Annotated in this window: 15 protein-coding genes; 12 read left to right on the top strand and 3 right to left on the bottom strand. The window is 38.1% G+C overall.

All coding sequences use genetic code 11. The features are described from left to right. Positions 1-147: 147 nt before the first annotated feature. The 6 genes from ABD005_RS03790 (at position 148) to ABD005_RS03765 (ending at position 5531) form a co-directional block, all read left to right on the top strand. A complete protein-coding gene (locus tag ABD005_RS03790) occupies positions 148-858 on the top strand; it encodes a YceH family protein (RefSeq protein WP_343815156.1) in 711 nt (236 codons plus the stop codon). A 75-nt stretch (positions 859-933) separates the two neighbouring features. Next, positions 934-2286, top strand: coding sequence for an alanine/glycine:cation symporter family protein (locus ABD005_RS03785; RefSeq protein WP_343815154.1), 1353 nt, complete (start codon positions 934-936; stop codon positions 2284-2286). A 168-nt stretch (positions 2287-2454) separates the two neighbouring features. Beyond that, positions 2455-3558: a hypothetical protein gene (locus ABD005_RS03780; RefSeq protein ID WP_343815151.1), complete on the top strand. Its 1104-nt coding sequence runs from the start codon at positions 2455-2457 to the stop codon at positions 3556-3558. A gap of 493 nt (positions 3559-4051) precedes the next feature. Next, on the top strand, positions 4052-4312 hold the full coding sequence (locus tag ABD005_RS03775; RefSeq protein ID WP_215980138.1) for a type B 50S ribosomal protein L31: 261 nt from the start codon (positions 4052-4054) through the stop codon (positions 4310-4312). A gap of 2 nt (positions 4313-4314) precedes the next feature. Further along, a complete protein-coding gene (gene ykgO / locus ABD005_RS03770; protein WP_215980137.1) occupies positions 4315-4455 on the top strand; it encodes a type B 50S ribosomal protein L36 in 141 nt (46 codons plus the stop codon). Between the two features lie 146 nt (positions 4456-4601). After that, complete coding sequence (locus tag ABD005_RS03765) at positions 4602-5531, top strand: mechanosensitive ion channel family protein (RefSeq protein WP_343815146.1); 930 nt, start codon at positions 4602-4604, stop codon at positions 5529-5531. Between the two features lie 16 nt (positions 5532-5547). Here the strand turns inward: ABD005_RS03765 and ABD005_RS03760 are convergent, their stop codons facing one another. After that, entirely contained in the window at positions 5548-6276 is a 729-nt protein-coding gene (locus tag ABD005_RS03760; protein WP_343815143.1) for a GGDEF domain-containing protein, read from the bottom strand. Positions 6277-6514: 238 nt separating this feature from the next. Here ABD005_RS03760 and ABD005_RS03755 point away from each other — a divergent pair, with 238 nt between their 5' ends. Next, a complete protein-coding gene (locus ABD005_RS03755; protein WP_343815140.1) occupies positions 6515-7753 on the top strand; it encodes an ATP-binding protein in 1239 nt (412 codons plus the stop codon). Positions 7754-7772: 19 nt separating this feature from the next. Here the strand turns inward: ABD005_RS03755 and ABD005_RS03750 are convergent, their stop codons facing one another. Continuing rightward, positions 7773-8390, bottom strand: coding sequence for a helix-turn-helix transcriptional regulator (locus tag ABD005_RS03750; protein WP_343815137.1), 618 nt, complete (start codon positions 8388-8390; stop codon positions 7773-7775). Between the two features lie 187 nt (positions 8391-8577). Here ABD005_RS03750 and ABD005_RS03745 point away from each other — a divergent pair, with 187 nt between their 5' ends. The 5 genes from ABD005_RS03745 to ABD005_RS03725 all read left to right on the top strand — a co-directional run bounded on the left by ABD005_RS03745 (position 8578) and on the right by ABD005_RS03725 (position 14933). Further along, on the top strand, positions 8578-9210 hold the full coding sequence (locus ABD005_RS03745) for an NAD(P)H-dependent oxidoreductase (RefSeq protein ID WP_343815134.1): 633 nt from the start codon (positions 8578-8580) through the stop codon (positions 9208-9210). Between the two features lie 13 nt (positions 9211-9223). After that, a complete protein-coding gene (locus ABD005_RS03740; RefSeq protein WP_343815131.1) occupies positions 9224-9595 on the top strand; it encodes a VOC family protein in 372 nt (123 codons plus the stop codon). 44 nt (positions 9596-9639) lie between these two features. Beyond that, positions 9640-10059, top strand: coding sequence for a VOC family protein (locus ABD005_RS03735; RefSeq protein WP_215980130.1), 420 nt, complete (start codon positions 9640-9642; stop codon positions 10057-10059). A 47-nt stretch (positions 10060-10106) separates the two neighbouring features. Continuing rightward, complete coding sequence (locus ABD005_RS03730; RefSeq protein WP_343815128.1) at positions 10107-12566, top strand: fatty acid cis/trans isomerase; 2460 nt, start codon at positions 10107-10109, stop codon at positions 12564-12566. A gap of 198 nt (positions 12567-12764) precedes the next feature. Continuing rightward, positions 12765-14933 (top strand): prolyl oligopeptidase family serine peptidase, encoded by a 2169-nt coding sequence (locus ABD005_RS03725; RefSeq protein WP_343815126.1) that lies wholly within the window; start codon positions 12765-12767, stop codon positions 14931-14933. 415 nt (positions 14934-15348) lie between these two features. Here ABD005_RS03725 and ABD005_RS03720 read toward each other — a convergent pair whose 3' ends face one another. Continuing rightward, positions 15349-17427: a winged helix-turn-helix domain-containing protein gene (locus ABD005_RS03720; RefSeq protein ID WP_343815123.1), complete on the bottom strand. Its 2079-nt coding sequence runs from the start codon at positions 17425-17427 to the stop codon at positions 15349-15351. Between the last annotated feature and the right edge of the window lie 73 nt (positions 17428-17500).

Here is a 17500-nt window from a genome sequence, read left to right as displayed (position 1 = left end):
CTTCGTAGTGATTCTATTGAGCCATAGCTAGCACTACCTAGCTATGGCTTTTTTTTGGGGTGATTTTTAGCCATGCGCTCACCTTTACATAGTAAATAACCCACATGCTTGATATAACAGCGTTAGATTTTACTAGGATGCATAACTATGATCACACTTTCTCCAGAGCAATGTCGCGTTATTGGCGTGATGTTAGAAAAAGAAACCACCACGCCAGACCAGTACCCGCTTTCTTTAAATGCCATCACCACCGCCTGCAACCAAAAAAGTAACCGCGACCCTGTCATGTCACTAAGCGAGAGTGAAGTGCAGAATATTGTTGATGGGCTTGTTATTTCAAACCAGCTCATGGTTGATCAAAAAGCGTCCGCGCGAGTGAATAAATACTTCCATCGGTTTTGTAATACCGAGTTTGGTCATTTACAATTCAGCGCTCAGCAACGAGCAATCATTTGTGTTCTGTTTTTACGTGGCCCGCAAACCCCTGGAGAGTTAAGAACGCGCACTAACCGTTTAGCTGACTTTGCTGATGTAACCGAAGTGGAAGCAACATTAACTCAGTTGCAAGACCTTAATGGCGAGATATTAGTGAAAAAACTCCCACGTGAGTCTGGCAAACGTGAATCACGCTATGTGCATTTATTGTCTACTTTTGACGATGCTAATACTTCACCAGAAGAGCATATTCACACTCACGATATAAAGCCAGCACAGGTAAATGACATAGATGCTCTGAGCACAAATGAAGCGTTAGGGCACAATGTAAGCCTGACCCAACGTGTTAGCGAATTAGAGCAACAAGTTGCTGACTTAACAGCACAAGTAGCCTGTTTAACAGAGCTATTTGACGCACAATAGAACCCTCTGGGAACATTGCTCATACAAGATTTCAGCACCTCGCTCGTGACGGGGTGAAAATTACAAAAGGTTATAATGGAAGAGTTATTAGTTACATTAGTTAATTTTGCTTGGGGTTTACCCATGGTGTTACTCCTTGTTGGGGGCGGCGCTTACTTTGTTGTTCATTCTCGTCTACTGCCCTATCGCAAGTTAAGCCACGCCATTAGCATTATTAGTGGTAAGTTTGATAATGAAAAAAATGCCAAGGGTGATTTAAGTCATTTTCAAGCGCTGATTGTGGCACTGTCGGGCACGCTAGGTTTAGGTAATATTGCTGGTGTTGCCGTTGCCATTACTATGGGAGGCCCAGGTGCTATTTTTTGGATGTGGCTAACGGCAATTGTCGGTATTGCAACTAAGTTTTACACTGCGTCTTTGGCTGTTATGTATCGAGGGGAAGACCGCAGCGGTAAACTGCAAGGCGGCCCCATGTATGTCATTCGAGAAGGTCTAGGAAAAAAATACTTACCTTTGGCATGGCTATTTTGTATTGGTTGTATATTTGGCGCACTGCCACTTTTTCAAATAAACCAATTAGTACAAATTTTACGTGAGGTCATTGCCGTACCTTTTGGTTTAACTGCAGCAGATAACCACTTTACTTTTGATTTAGTGGTTGGCATTGGCTTATTTTTACTCATCGCTTGGATTGTTATGGGTAAGTTAACCCGTATTACGGCAGTCGCAACCAAAGTAGTGCCGTTAATGGTGGTGGGTTATTTCATTATGACCTTGACCTTATTAGCGATGAACTATGAGAAAATCCCTGAAACCTTTCTCTTGATACTTGCTAGCGCCTTTAACCCAAGCTCTGCGGCTGGTGGTTTACTCGGTACCGTGATTATCATTGGCGTGCAACGCGGTGCATTTTCAAATGAAGCGGGTATTGGTACTGAATCTTTAGCCCATGGCGCGGCCAAAACAACCGAGCCAATTAGAGAAGGTTTTGTCGCCTCATTTGGCCCAATAGTCGATACTTTAATTGTTTGTACTTGTACCGCATTAGCCGTATTAGTGACTGGTGCATGGCAAACAGACTTTCAAGGGGTTGGCATGGCCGTTTACGCCTTTGAAACAACTTTTCCTAACCTAGGCAGTTACTTGTTGATGGTGATGGTGTTTTTTCTCAGTGTCAGTACCGTGTTAAGCTTTTGGTATTACGGCAGTAAATGTAGTGAATTTCTCTTTGGTCCAAGCTTTGAACGCTTCTATAAACTGTTTTATTTACTATTGATCATAGCCGGTGCCATTGGCTCATTGTCTGTGGTGATCAACTTTATTACGTTTATGTACGCATTAATGGCAATTCCGACCATGATTTCAACCTTGTTATTATCGTCAAAGGTCAGAATAGCTGCAAAAAAATACCTCAGAGATCACTTGTAACGGCATAAATAACAAGTATCAGCGAATGTGGCTTATAACTAAGTTATGAGTCACTAAACCTACCGGAACCACCTATTATTAATAAGGTATTCTCATCAATAAATAAGTCTTTGAGAAAACCAGCAACAATGTAAAATAACCACTCCCCTTTTGTAATTTGAACCTATTATGTCTACTATACTTAAGCTTCTAAGTACTCTCCTCCTTTTATCTATTATGTTTTCTGCTTATGGAAAACAAGCCTCTCAACTTGATACACCAGTTAACACCTCAACCAATGATGAGTTACGCGTTATAAATAAACAGCGTAATAAAAGCTACACAGAGCAAGTACATAGTAGGCAAAACAATGCATCGTCTGTGGGCTATGAACGCGTTAAAAGTGATGCCTTAGCTCCTCGAAATAAGTGGTCTGATTTTTTACCTATCTGGGGAGTTGAAGCAAGAGAAAAAGGCTACTTACTTCCCCTTCCTTTTGGGGTTTCAATCGTAGGACTTACGCAAAAGCAACCCTTTACAGTATCAAAAATAGGACTCTCTTTTGACGGACAAGAGAGCGATAAAATCAATGGCTTTATTGGGGATAGTATTACCGCAAAAAACCTCAAGGTATCTGATACTACCTACAATTTACGTTTTGATACTTGGATATTCCCTTTTTGGAACATCTATGGCATTGCAGGAGAAACACGAGGAAAAGCAGAGTTAGAATTAGACGTTAACTTAGGTGTACCAACACTTTTGCTTGTTGCTAGCAACATTGGTAATGGTTTAAACGAGAAACGCTGCACTAGCGTTAATTTACCTTATGAAGGTCCTGCTCCCGGTCACTGTTTAGTTGCTAAATCAGGCATAGCAACAACGTTAAATTTTCATGGTTCCGTGCTTGGCTATGGAACAACAATAGCGGGTGGTTACGGTGATTTTTTCGGGATGTTTGATATTAACTATTCTGAAGCTGATATCAATATCGCTATCGAGAAAACTCAACAAACCGTTTATTCCGCGCGTATAGGCTGGAATGGTACTATCGGTGGCTATCAGGGACAATTATGGGTTGGAGCAATGAAGCAAGATATAGAGCAACAAATTGCCATTTCAACGCCAGGCGGCAAGGTAGCAGTACTTGTTGATCAGCATACAAGCTCCCCCACTAACTATTTAATTGGCGGGCAATGGAATATCACAGAAGAGTGGTCCGTCATTGCAGAAACCAACTTTGCCTTTAGTGATCGCCAACAGTTTATGATGCAACTAGGCTATCGCTTTTAATCACTGAATAGCAATTTTAGTCAAGGCACCAGCTAGTTAACCTTAAATAGTGCGATTAAAAATATAGAGGTTAATCATAGTATCACCATCAAGTACAACAAAAATACGCTGTCAAACAAGCGTAACCTACTAAATAATCAATGCCTCTACTTTCAGAGAATATAGCCACTCCATTTAGTGATAATAAAACCTTATTATTTTTTAATATAAAAACTAAACATATCGATTAATCCAACAACAAGCATTGTTTTTTCATTCAAAAGTTATTTATAAAGTCCATAAACCACCCCATAACCGAACATCAAGATCACAAAAAAATAAAAATAATTAATTGATCAATATACTTAAATAATTAAATCAGTTTTAATAATTTAAGTTTTATTTGACTTTACTACGCCTTGCCACATAAAAAACAAATAGAAATAAATATCATTTACATAAACAATTCTTTAGTGTTATATTATCACAACTTTAAAAACGCGTTGAGGATCTTATGAAACCAGACATTCACCCAGAATATAAATCCGTTATCTTTCACGATACGTCAGCCAATACATCCTTTATGATTCGTTCGACTTATCAATCGAGCCAAACCATGAAATGGCACGATGGTAAAGACTACCCGGTATGTTATTTAGATACATCAAGTGCAAGCCACCCTTTTTATACTGGTAAGCAAACACAAACTAAATCAGACGGTCGTGTGGCCAAGTTTAACCAGAAGTTCAAAGTCACTAGTTCAAAAAAGGGATAACAATGAAAGTACTTAGCTCATTAAAATCAGCAAAAACAAGACACCCTGGTTGCCAAGTAGTTAAGCGCCGCGGCCGTGTTTATGTTATTTGTAAAGAAAACCCTCGATTCAAAGCAGTTCAAGGAAAGGCAAAAAATAAGTAACATCAAAAAGAAACAATTAGTCTAAAGCTACTTGATACCTAATTACCTTACTCAAGTAGCTTATAAATTACACTAAAGGTTATTTTATTAGTGTCAAAAACATAAATATCGGTATGATGTAGCTTTTCCCTCAAGGACAAGAAAATATGTTTACTGATATAGGTAATATCACCGAGCCAACTACAAATACAACCGATACAGTCACTTCATCTAAAAACCTATTATCCACTGATTTAATACAAACTGAATTAGATCAGGTATCTGAAATATATAGAATAATCATTAATTTTTTCACTAACTATAGTTTTCAATTAATTGGTGCATTAATCATATTTTTACTGGGTTATTTTGTTGCCGGGAAAATAGCCAATACCGTATTAAAGCTTTGTGAACGTCAAAACCTTGATGTGACATTAAGTCGATTTTTAGCAAGTACTGCTAAAATGGCGATTGTGGTTATGATTACGATAGTCGCATTAAGTAAGTTAGGTATTAGTGTTACGCCATTTATTGCCGCTATTGGTGCCATTTCTTTAGGTGCAGGTTTAGCACTACAAGGGTTACTAGCCAACTATGCTGCCGGATTTAATATTATTCTGATTAGACCTTTTGTCGTCGGCGATACTATTGAAGTACAAGGCGTTACCGGTGTGGTAAAAGAAGTATTATTAGCTTATACCGTCATTGAAGATGAAGATAATGCCGAAATTACTATACCCAATAAGCATATTGTTGGAGAAGTTTTACATAACTCACGAAAAAAGACGTTATTAAAACTAAAAGTGGGGATTTCGTACGACGATAACCCAATGGTAATTATACAGCTCATTGAAAGCACGTTAAAAAAACTAGATATTTTTGGTGACGAAATAAAAATTCAACTCGGTATTGATGAGTTTGCTGACAGCGCCATTAATATTGGTATACGTTTATGGATCCCAACCACGCAGCTTTATAGTGCAAAATATCGAGCGTATGAAGCTATTTACCTCGCCTTTGAACAAGAAAATATTACCATTCCATTCCCACAGCGCGATGTGCATTTATTGCCTTCGACAAAAGCGGAGTACGTATAAAATAAGCACTACATCGTTAAGCTACTTTAACGGTGTTCTTATTCGCAGCTTTTGCATCTAATAGCGCATCTTCAACATTAAGCAGCATATCTGCAAGAGAAGTACCTGATTGCCACATTGTTAAGCCTATGCTGCAAGTAGTTTTATCTGCAGCAAAAAGCTTTTCTTCAATAGCATAGCGTAAGGTATTTGCTAACTCAAAAGGAGCTTGTTTAGTACTTGGCATAGCAATAATAAAGTTATCACTATGCCAATGAATTATTTCAGCATCGCTAGGGACTTGTTGCTTAATCAAGTTAGCAAGGTTAATTAAAACTTCATCACCAATACTTGAGCCGTATAAGTCATTAATACGTTTAAAGTCATCTAAATCCAACTGTAATAAACTATAGCTCTCATTTTTATTGATAGCGCTGTCATTAAATTGTTGTAGTAAAATGTACCCTGCTCGCCTATTGAGAGTATTCGTTAAAGGGTCATACTTAGCTAAATTCTCAAAAGCCTGACTTATTTTGCCTAACTCAACCATACGACGATAAGTAAAAATTAGTAAGCTAATGGTTAAGCTTGCTGTTAGCGGCAAAATTTCATCTAACTCTAAATACTCGTATTGTTCTACTTGATCTAAAACCCACTCAAAAAAATCGTATTTAGCATAAATAATAAATAGCAGTACGTTAATCGCGCTCAGCCATAAAGCATCACGAATAACCGTTTGACGATGTAAATATTTATAATGGGGCATAATTTCATACTTCACAATTGAGGTGCTCAAATAACAAGCATTTACCTAATATTAACTAAAAAAAAACAATATTCATACAAGATGAGAGCGAAAAGTACAATAACCGAGCTAAGTTTGTATTAGATCAACAAAGTTATTGATGAAGTATTGAACGATATCTACTTATTGATTAACGGTTTTATGGAAAAAAAAGTATATTCTGCCATAGTTATAAAATAAAAAATAAACAGGATTAGTAATGTCCAGCATAGTTTGTAGTGTTTTTGAGTCTATTTCAAATAGCTATGGTAACGCCTTTTTTAAAAGTATAGCCTTGTCTTTAAGTGACTTACTCAAGCCTGATCAATGTATTATTGCCAGCGTTGATGATAAAAAGTTTACCGCTACAACCATTATTAACGTGAAAAATCACGAAGTAGAAGATAATTTCACATACACCTTAGCTGGCACTCCTTGCGCCGAAAGCACCAATGAAATTTCCTATTACACTAATAATGTTAGTACTGATTTTCCTAAAGACAAGCGATTGAATGATTCAATTATCAAGACCTACCTAGGAACACCAATCAAAGGAATTAATGGTGAGTGTATTGGTATACTCTGTGTCATGTACAGAGAGGTCATTAATAATAAAGATGAAATAGTGGAGGTGTTTAATGGCATTTCAAATAGACTATCTGCCGAGCTGAACCACTTACATGACCAGCAATTATTAAAGAACCAATTGCAAACATCAGAAAAAATGGCTTCGCTTGGAAGTTTAGTTGCGGGTATAACCCATGAAGTGAACACTCCGCTAGGTATTGCAATTACAACACACAGTATTTTAGAGGGTGAATGTCAAAATCTCGCTTTGCATATCAAAAATCAAGATTTAACCTTATCGGCCATGAATCACTATATTGAAGCCACTGAAAGTGCCTTAGCAATGCAAGGAGAAAATTTAGAGCGGGCTAAAAAGCTCATAGAAAACTTCAAAAAAACTGCGACAGATCAACATAGATTAGAGCTAGAAAACATTAACGTTAAAGATTACTATCAAAAAGTAATATCAACATTACGCGCGCTATTAAAGCCCCAACAAATCACATTGACGCTAGAGTGTGATGATAGTATTTTGGTGAAAACCTACCCTGGAATCCACGCGCAAATCATCACAAACTTAATCAGTAATAGCGCACGCCATGGTTTCTCTGAATCAAACAGTATGAGTACCAGTAATAAGATTACCATTGAAATAGTTCGAAAATCAGCTAACGAGATAGCAGTGAATTATCGTGATAATGGTGCTGGGCTTTCTGATGCTGCTGCTCAGCATGTGTTTGAGCCTTTTTACACTACAGCTCGTGATAAGGGAGGAATAGGCTTAGGCATGTCCATTATTTCTAAGCTTATTAAAGACAAACTTCAAGGCGATATTAGCGTGGATAATAGCGGTAAAGGAGCACATTTTATTTACTCATTTAAAAGCGAATAGTAGCGCAAAAAAATCGCTATTAAATAGGCATTACTTTATAAGCGCAGCGCCTCGCCCCTTCAATAATATGTTCTTCTCTGCTCACGGTGGCAACCTCACTCAACAATGTTTGAAACATTTGTAGCTCTGAACGGCAAAAATTCAAACATTTACTAGCTGCTGCACAAATAGGGCAATGATTTTCAATCAGCCAAAACACTTCATCTTGTTGATCAACACTTGCCATATACCCCTCTGCTGTACGCAACTTAGCTAACATGGTTAGTTTTTCTTTAATACCGTACCTATCAGCTAAGGCTACACGGTAGTTGCTCATGGTCTCGCTTTCTCGGTGAGCAATAATTTTTTCTAGGCCTTCGTCGCCAAATAATGTCACCACCGAATCAATTAATTGCACGGTAAGTTCATTATGTCGGTCACCAAAATATTCATTACTTTTTTCTGTAAGAAACCAATAACGTGTTGGTCTACCTCGAGGCGCTTTTTCATCTCTAAAGCTAACTTCTCCAGATTCTTCCAACGCTTGAACATGCTGGCGAACACCCATAGTGGTTAAATCAAGTTCTGCAGCAAGTGCTTTAGCGGTTAGCGCGCCCTGCACTTTTAATAATTGCATTATTTTTTCATGTGTTTTCATCACCACTCCTAAATATCAGCTCATGCTTACTCACTATTATTAATCATATTTGCAACAACTTCATTATTAAATAAACTTTTTTATTTATTATTTTGTTGACTTAATTAAATAAACATTTTACTTTATTAAATATTAAGTAAACAAAAAAACTTACTTAATGGTTTTTTTATATCAATGGGAGAGTAATATGAAATTAATTATTGTTAGTAGTAGTCAACGATCTCAATCAGAAAGTGAAAAAGTTGCCATTTATTTAGCAAAAAACAGTGAACAATTTACCGATATAGAACATATAGACTTATACCAGCAAGCGTTACCAATGTGGGATGGCTGCGATGAAAGTAAATTTAACCCGCAAAGTAACTGGGCACGTTTAAGTAAACAACTAACCGATGCCGATGCATTGGTTGTAGTTACCCCCGAATGGGGTGGAACAGCCTCCCCCTTACTCAAAAATTTTTTAATGATGTGTGAAATACACGAAACTGGTCATAAACCGGTATTAATTGTTTCTGTTGTTAACGGTGTTAGTGGCGCCTACCCTATTGCAGAGCTAAGAATGAATGCATTTAGTAATAATAAATTAGTTGCCATTCCCGATCACCTCATCATCAGAAATGTTGAAGAGGTATTAAACGATGCCCGTTTTGAAAATAACAACGTCAAGCTTGATCTTTCCACTCGTGATAAACGGCTTCGCCATCGTATCGCTTATAGCATACATACGTTATTCCATTATGCCAGCGCCTTGAAAAACCTCCGAAAAAACCTTTCTGAGCAACCATTTAACAATGAAGAATTATACACTTACGGAATGTAATAAGGAGCACCTAATGAACATGAATCAAGTTACTTTACCGGTAAAGAATATGACTGAAAGCACTAATTTTTATCGTCGCCTTGGCTTTTTACTGATTGTAGATACACCACATTATGCGCGATTCTCATGCCCTGATGACGGCGCTAGTTTTTCACTCGCTCTAACGCAAGAAAACTTTAATAACGGCGCGATTATTTATTTTGAACATCAAGGGTTAGATGCTTGGGTAACAGAGTTAATCGGGTTAGGCGTTCAATTTGAGGAGCTACCAACCAATAAGAGCTACTTATGGCGCGAAGCAACGCTGTTAGATCCCAGCGGCAATAAAATAAAATTATATTGGGCAGGGGAAAACCGGTTATATCCACCGTGGAGAATCACCTAGCCTAGCTCAATAACGAGCACCTTAATAAAAAATAGGAGAATAATATGATTAAATTAGAGCACGTTAATCTAGTCGTAACTGATATAGAAAAAAGTTTAAGCTTTTATAAGGCGGTATTTCCCCACTGGGAGGTTAGAGGCGGTGGCCAAGGTCAGTGGTACGGAAAGTCACGAAACTGGCTACATTTTGGTGATGACTCCCAGTACATTGCCTTAAATGACAATGGCGTTGGCGACAATAGAGACCTAACAGGTCATCAAGTTGGTTTAGCACACTTTGCTTTTGTTACTGATGACCTACAAGGGGTTATTAATCGTTTAGCACAAGCTGGCTTTGCTATAGATAAAAATGGCGCAGAAGATCCCTATCGTGAAAATGTTTACTTTATTGACTGTGATGGTTACGAAGTAGAATTTGTGCAGTACCATAGCGACCTGCCCAACTTAAGAAACCGCTATGAGTAGAGCTTAAAATAAGACAAGCTTTACAGCACTACATTAGCTGCTTACACTTGTCTTATACTTTTTCTGCAATTAACGACTTACCTTATTCTATGTTTCGATTTATTACGCACTTTAAACTGTTATTCTTTGTGTTACTGGTATCGGGTTGTGCTGCTATTGGCATAATGGAATACGATAAAATTTACGGTAAAGCCAATGTTGAAAATAGAATAAATCAAACAAATATTTCTCCTGCGCAAATACAGAATTTTCACACAAATATAAAACCTATTTTAGAAAGCCGCTGTGTGGTTTGTCACGCCTGCTACGATGCACCATGCCAGTTAAAAATGGAAAATGTTTCAGGTATAGAGCGCGGTGCTAATAAAGAATTAGTTTACAATGGCGAGCGCTTACTTACTGGAAAGATACCAACAGGGTTAACCGAGTTGAATTCTATTAACAGTGACATACTACAAAAAACACGTGCACAAGGTTTTTTCCCGGTACTAAATGAGCGCCAGCAAAGTGCTACGGCTAATACTCAAGCGAGCGTTTTTTATCGAATGCTCGCACTTAAACAACAACACCCATTGCCTGATGATGCTTTACTTAATAACAGCTTTGATTTGTCATTAGACCGAGACCAGCAATGCCCAACCATTGAAGAGTTTGAACAATACCAGCGAGATTTCCCTCTCGCTGGCATGCCTTATGGATTGCCAGCATTATCAACTCAAGAACATAACACCTTAGTAAATTGGTTAGCGCAAGGGGCTAAATTGCCAGAGCCATCTTCACCAACGCAAGCTGAAGAAAAAATGATAATGCGTTGGGAGCAGTTACTTAACGGACAATCAAATAAAGAAAAGCTCATTGCTCGCTACCTATTTGAGCATTTATTTTTAGCCAATTTATACTTTCAAGAAAACAGTGATAGTTATTTCAAATTAGTGCGATCTACCACGCCTCCAGGAGAAGCAGTAGCACTTATTCAAAGCCGAAGACCATTTGATCCGCCAACTAAGAAAGCGCCATTCTACTACCGCCTTATAAAAAACAACAATGTGGTGGTTGCTAAAAGACATATGCCCTACCCATTCGGTTTAGCTAAATTAAACTACCTTACAGAGCTATTTTATCAACCTGATTATCAGGTAGAAGCTCTGCCCGATTACGCACTCGAAACGTCTGCAAACCCCTTTATTACTTTTAAAGCTATTCCTGCAAAAGCACGCTATCGCTTTTTACTTGAACAAGCACAATTCTCTATTATGAACTTTATTAAGGGTCCAGTTTGTCGAGGACAAATTGCTCTCAATGTTATTGAAGACCATTTTTGGGTCGCTTTTTTAGATCCCGATTATTTAGACCAATACCACAGCAATGATTTTATTGCTGATAATAGCGAGCTTTTACAATTGCCTGCTTCAACAAGCGACAAAACACTCTCACTGCTCTACTGGCGCCAATACGCGAAAAGCCAGCAAGAGTACTTAACCAACAAACTACACTACATAAAATCACTTAACTTAAAGCCTCAAGAACTGGGGTTAAACTTACTTTGGGCAGGTAATGGCAACCCCAATGCAACATTAACCGTATACAGACATTTCGATAGCGCTTCGGTATTACAAGGTTTTGTTGGTCAACCCCCTAAAACCGCTTGGGTAATTTCTTATTCATTATTAGAGCGTATTCACTACTTACTTGTCGCTGGTTTCGATGTTTATGGCAATGTTAGTCATCAACTTAAAACCCGACTTTATATGGACTTCTTACGGATGGAAGCCGAAGGTAATTTCATAACCCTTTTACCGAAAGCACAACGTCGTAAGGTACATGAGTATTGGTATAGAGATACAAACCCTGAGATCAAAGATTATATTTTCTCAGATAATTTTGATCACTTACCAGAAACAGGAGTTCAATATAAAACCGACACCCCTCTACTTGAGCTCTATGATTTAATCGCAGAACATACTAATCACTCAGCGCTAAATGATTACAATATTGAGGATAAAAGTCGCAATAGAGCTTCAAAAACAAAGCACCAAGGTAAAATTCCAAGTCATAAAGGTATTGAACAAAAATTAGCACAATTACAGCACTTAGTAGGCGCGCCAGCCACTTTATTACCCCAAGTAAGTTATGTTGCAATAACCAGCCCTGAGGGGGATTATTTTTATAGCTTAATCAGTAACTCTGCTCATAGTAATGTTGCACATTTATTTGCAGAAGCCGAACGCCGTTTACCTAAGGAAGACAACCTAAGTATACTACGCGGTATTGTTGGCACTTACCCGAATGCTTTTTTCCAAATAACAACTGAGCAGCTAACCGCCTTTGTACAGGCCGTAAGCGAACTTAAAACCGAACAAGATTATCAACACCTCAAAGACAATTTTTCCGTGAGACGTACCGATAAAAATTTCTGGGCGTTCGCTGACAAATTACATGCTTGGTATAAAAAGTATCAGCGTGATTCTGCTGGTTTGTTAGATTTTAACCGCTTAGAGAATCGTTAATCTGCATCAAAAAATGTGCTGTAACAAAAAAATTCCGCTTGTGGCATCAATAATTAAAGCAAGCCATAGTCTTGCTTATAGCACTTCTGCTAAACTGCGAACAGATGTAAAATAATTGTGAAAACACTTAAGCGATACCTTGTATTTCACAACAATAAAATGACTTAAGTCAATTCAATCAATCAAGCGAGAAACTGAATGAAAAATAAGGCCATATTATTAACCAGCGTGTTAGTAACTAGCGTTTTAACAGCGTGTTCTGGTAATGAACCTGAACAAAATACAACGGCAGTAGCAGCAAAAACACAAGGTATTAACGTGACTTACCCAGTAACAAAAAAAGGTGACGTAGTAGATACTTACTTTGATACTAACGTTGCAGATCCTTACCGTTGGTTAGAAGATGACCGCAGTGAAGAAACTGGCGCTTGGGTTAAAACACAGAACAAATTAACCTTTAATTATTTAGATCAAATCCCTTACCGTGACCAATTAAAATCACGTTTAGGTGAATTATGGAACTACGAAAAAGTAGGCGCACCATTTAAAGAAGGCGATTACACTTACTTCTACAAAAATAATGGCTTACAAAACCAATATGTTGTTTATCGTCAAAAAGACGGCGGCGAAGCGGAAGTATTTTTAGATCCAAATACTTTCAATAAAGAAGGCACTACCTCGTTAGGCCAGTTAAGTTTTTCTAAAGACGGTTCAATTGCCGCTTACGCAATTTCTGAAGCAGGTAGTGACTGGCGTAAAATCATCATTATTGATGCTGAAACCAAAGAAGTATTAGAAGAGCCATTAATTGATGTGAAATTCTCAGGTATTTCTTGGTACAAAAACGAAGGTTTTTACTACTCTAGTTACGACAAGCCAAAAGGTAGCGAGCTTTCAGCTAAAACTGATCAACACAAACTTTACTATCACCAGTTAGGCCAAGCACAAAAAGACGACAAAGTTATTTTTGGTGCAACCGCTGAAGAAAAACATCGTTATGTGGGTGGTAGCGTTACCGAAGATAACCGTTACTTACTTATTTCTGGTGCAGTATCTACGTCAGGTAACAACCTTTACATTAAAGACTTAACTAAGCCAAACAGCCCATTAGTGACTATTGCTGACGGTTTCCTTGGTGATACTTACGTTATTGATAACGAAGGCGATAAGTTATTTTTAGTAACTAACATTGATGCGCCTAACAAAAAAGTTGTTACGGTAAATGCTACAACACCAACACGTGAAAACTGGAAAGACTTAATCCCTGAAACTGAAAACGTATTAAGCGCTTCTACCGGTGGCGGTTACTTCTTCGCAGAATACATGGTTGATGCGATTTCTAAAGTATACCAATACGATTACCAAGGTAACAAAGTACGTGAAATTAAATTACCTGGTGTTGGTAGCTCAACTGCCCTTTCAGGTGAAAAAGATGCTGATACTTTATATTACTCATTCAGCAACTACAAAACACCAGGTACTATCTATAGCTACAACATAGATAAAGGCGAAAGTGACGTTTACCGCAAATCAGGCGCTAAGTTTGATAGCGACGCGTTTGAGTCTAAGCAAGTATTCTACACTTCAAAAGACGGCACAAAAGTACCGATGATCATTACCCATAAAAAAGGTATTGAGCTTAATGGTAAAAACCCTACTCTTTTATACGCTTACGGTGGTTTTAACGTGAGCTTAACGCCATCATTTAGCGTATCTCGCGCGGTATGGATGGAGCAAGGCGGTATTTACGCAGTAGCTAACTTACGTGGTGGCGGTGAATACGGTAAGAAATGGCACAACGCAGGTACACAGCTTAATAAACAAAATGTATTTGATGATTTCATTGCTGCCGGTGAGTACTTAATTGACCAAAACTACACTTCTAGCGATTACCTAGCAGTACAAGGTGGTTCAAACGGTGGCTTATTAGTAGGTGCTGTGATGACGCAACGCCCTGATCTAATGCAAGTTGCTTTACCTGCGGTGGGTGTTTTAGACATGCTTAGATACCACACTTTCACTGCGGGTGCAGGTTGGGCATACGATTACGGCACAGCTGAGCAAAGCGAAGAAATGTTTAACTACTTAAAAGCTTACTCACCAGTGCATAACGTTAAAGATGGCGTAAGCTACCCAGCGACTATGGTAACAACGGGCGATCATGATGACCGTGTTGTTCCTGCTCACTCGTTTAAGTTTGCCGCTGAGTTACAAGCGAAACAAGCTGGTGTTGCACCAACGTTAATTCGTATTGAAACTGACGGTGGTCACGGTGCGGGTACGCCAGTATCTAAAACCATTGACTTATACGCTGATTTATTTGCGTTTACCTTATTTAACATGGGTTTTGAAAAATTACCTGAGTAGTTTTTTAACCTGTAGTTAAAAGGATTGTGATCCAAAAACCCAAGCATTGCTTGGGTTTTTGTTTTTCTATTGCTTAAAAATCTGATCTATATCAAGTACCCGAGTAAATCACTCAAGTATTATCATTATAGAAATACATTATTGATTAATTGAAAAGTAATAGGAGTGATTTATGGGATGTTGTGGTGGATGTGGTGGCGAAGATCACGATGAGAAAAAAGAGCAAGATAGCACTACAGAGCAAACTGATACAGCTGAAAAAGACTAATTGCTTTTTTGTTCTGGGCTGTTCAACTATACAGAAATTCAATATCACAAAGCCACTAACCTATAAGAGGTGACGTGGCTTTTTTCGGTAATACAAGCCCACATTAATTAACCCGCACTCGGGTTACTTACCTTGCGACTTGCAAAATTAATTTAACTCAATAAGCTCTTTTCTAAACTCATTCATCTGTGTAATCAACACCCTGTTGCCACTAACATCACTCACATACCTAGCACTTAATGGTAATTGACTAATGACTTCGAAATTTTCAGTATCAAGGGAGTAGCGCCATAGCTGCCTTTGTTTATTAATGCCAAATAAATAACGATTATCTAAGGCTAAAACAGGTCGTTCTAGTTGGTCGAATAATGCCTTAATTTCTATTTTCTTTGCGCCTGTTAGCCAGAGTTTGTTGCTATAGTCCAAGTAGACTAGTTGCGTATCCGACAGCTTATTTGCCCAAGCAACATCGGTTTCGTTTAAGTTTGTAAAGTGAAGAGTTGTCACATCAAAAAGATAAAGACCTTCTTTACCTTTATCAATGGCTTTAACTAAAAGCTCCGTTGTCGTTGGCCAGTCCATAATGGCACTAATAAGTAGTGAGCTATTTATTACGTCGACCTCTTGGTTCAATGTAAAAATATGAATCTTGTTATCCGCTAAACTTGCTATTTTTTTACCCGATGGCGACCACGTAATCGCTTTTTTCTGTATGCCTGATTCAATATCACTAAGTTGAATGAGCCTTTCACCATTTTTCACCCATAGCTGCCTTGTCCCGGTTCTTTTTGAAGTAAAGGCGATAACATTTCCTGTGGGCTGAAAAATAGCATGATCATCATTTAGGTTTGATCTGGCTATTTTATACGGAGTTAACTTCAAGATCTCTGCAGCTTTAGTGACAATATCGTCAATGTTTACTAGTAGAATATCGGTATCTGCAATCGCTTCGGTTGCAACAATTCGTTCACCGTCAGGGTGAAAACTTGGGTTATGTAAGCTGTGGCGTTGCGTAATAGCGATTGATGCCATTTTGCCATCTGGATAAAGTCGAAATAGTCCTTGGCTAGTGGCTGTAATTAAGTAGTCAGCGGTAGGATGATATTCACTCTCTAATGCTTGATAAATTGAAACTCCCTTAGGTAATTCAATCACATTACTCGAGTGTATTTCACCTTGGTTATTAAGCACTTCAATTTTATGTTGATTACCAGCTGAAAAGCTAAGTACTGCAAATTTCTTATCGCTAAAAGAATAGTCGTAACTATAAATAGTTTGCGCTGTTGGTGTGTAAATGTTTTTTATTTCTGTTGTTCTTGGGTTATAACTTAATAAAGAAACGTGCTCATTATGATTTTCTTGTAAAAAACTAATTTCGCCATTTAATAACCATTGCGGTTTATGGGTGTAATGATCATTACAATCAAGAATGCTGACTATTTGCTGGGGCTTAGTTCTCGCACTGGTAAAATCCAAGGTATTAACAGACCAGCAATGACTCGAAACCGTGTCTTGATGCGGACAATTATTCCGCTCCGAAAATAAAAGATGATTTCCATCAGGTGACCAATCTACTTGACCATATATTCCAGTGCGACGGGTCAGCTTGAACTCTTCTTGACTAACTAAGTCTTTTGCCCACAGATCGCTATAACAAGCATCAATATTTCGCTGAAATACAATAAACCTGCCATCAGGTGAATAACTCCCATAAGCTTCATTATCATCACTGCTTGTTAATACATTAACCTGAGCATATATTTTAGTGTCACTGGTAATTTCTTGATAACCAAATAAAACCAGTAACACCAATACTGCAAATATTACGCTGATTACACCACTGTTATTGGTATTGGTATTGTTATTGGTATTGGTATTGAGTGTAAGCTTAACCGCTACTTCATCTGTAACAACACATGCAGGTATGAGCAAACTGTAACCCTGCTTAGCATGGGTTTTTATAACCCTTTGACGTTTACTATCATCCGCAAAGGTTTTTCGTAACTGAGAAATACAGCGGTGTAACGTATTTACTGTGACAACAGTATCTGCCCAAACAGCTTTGAGTAAATCGTCAAAAGCAATAACCTCACCTTGGCGCTCAATGAGCACAGCTAGAACAGCCATTACTTTTGGCGGTAATATAATCACTTCGCCATGAACAGTAACTTGATTACGAGAAAAGTCTATATGGCAGCTTTCAATTCGATATTGGATGTTTTTCATGCAATTATTATGGTAATCAGGGAGAAATCAGACAAAAATCAGCCATAAAAATTGCCCTAAGTGTCGGTGGTTC

The organism is Colwellia asteriadis, assembly GCF_039523295.1.
In the GTDB taxonomy this organism is placed as follows: Bacteria; Pseudomonadota; Gammaproteobacteria; order Enterobacterales; family Alteromonadaceae; genus Colwellia; species Colwellia asteriadis.
This window is presented reverse-complemented; position numbering and strand designations above follow the sequence as displayed.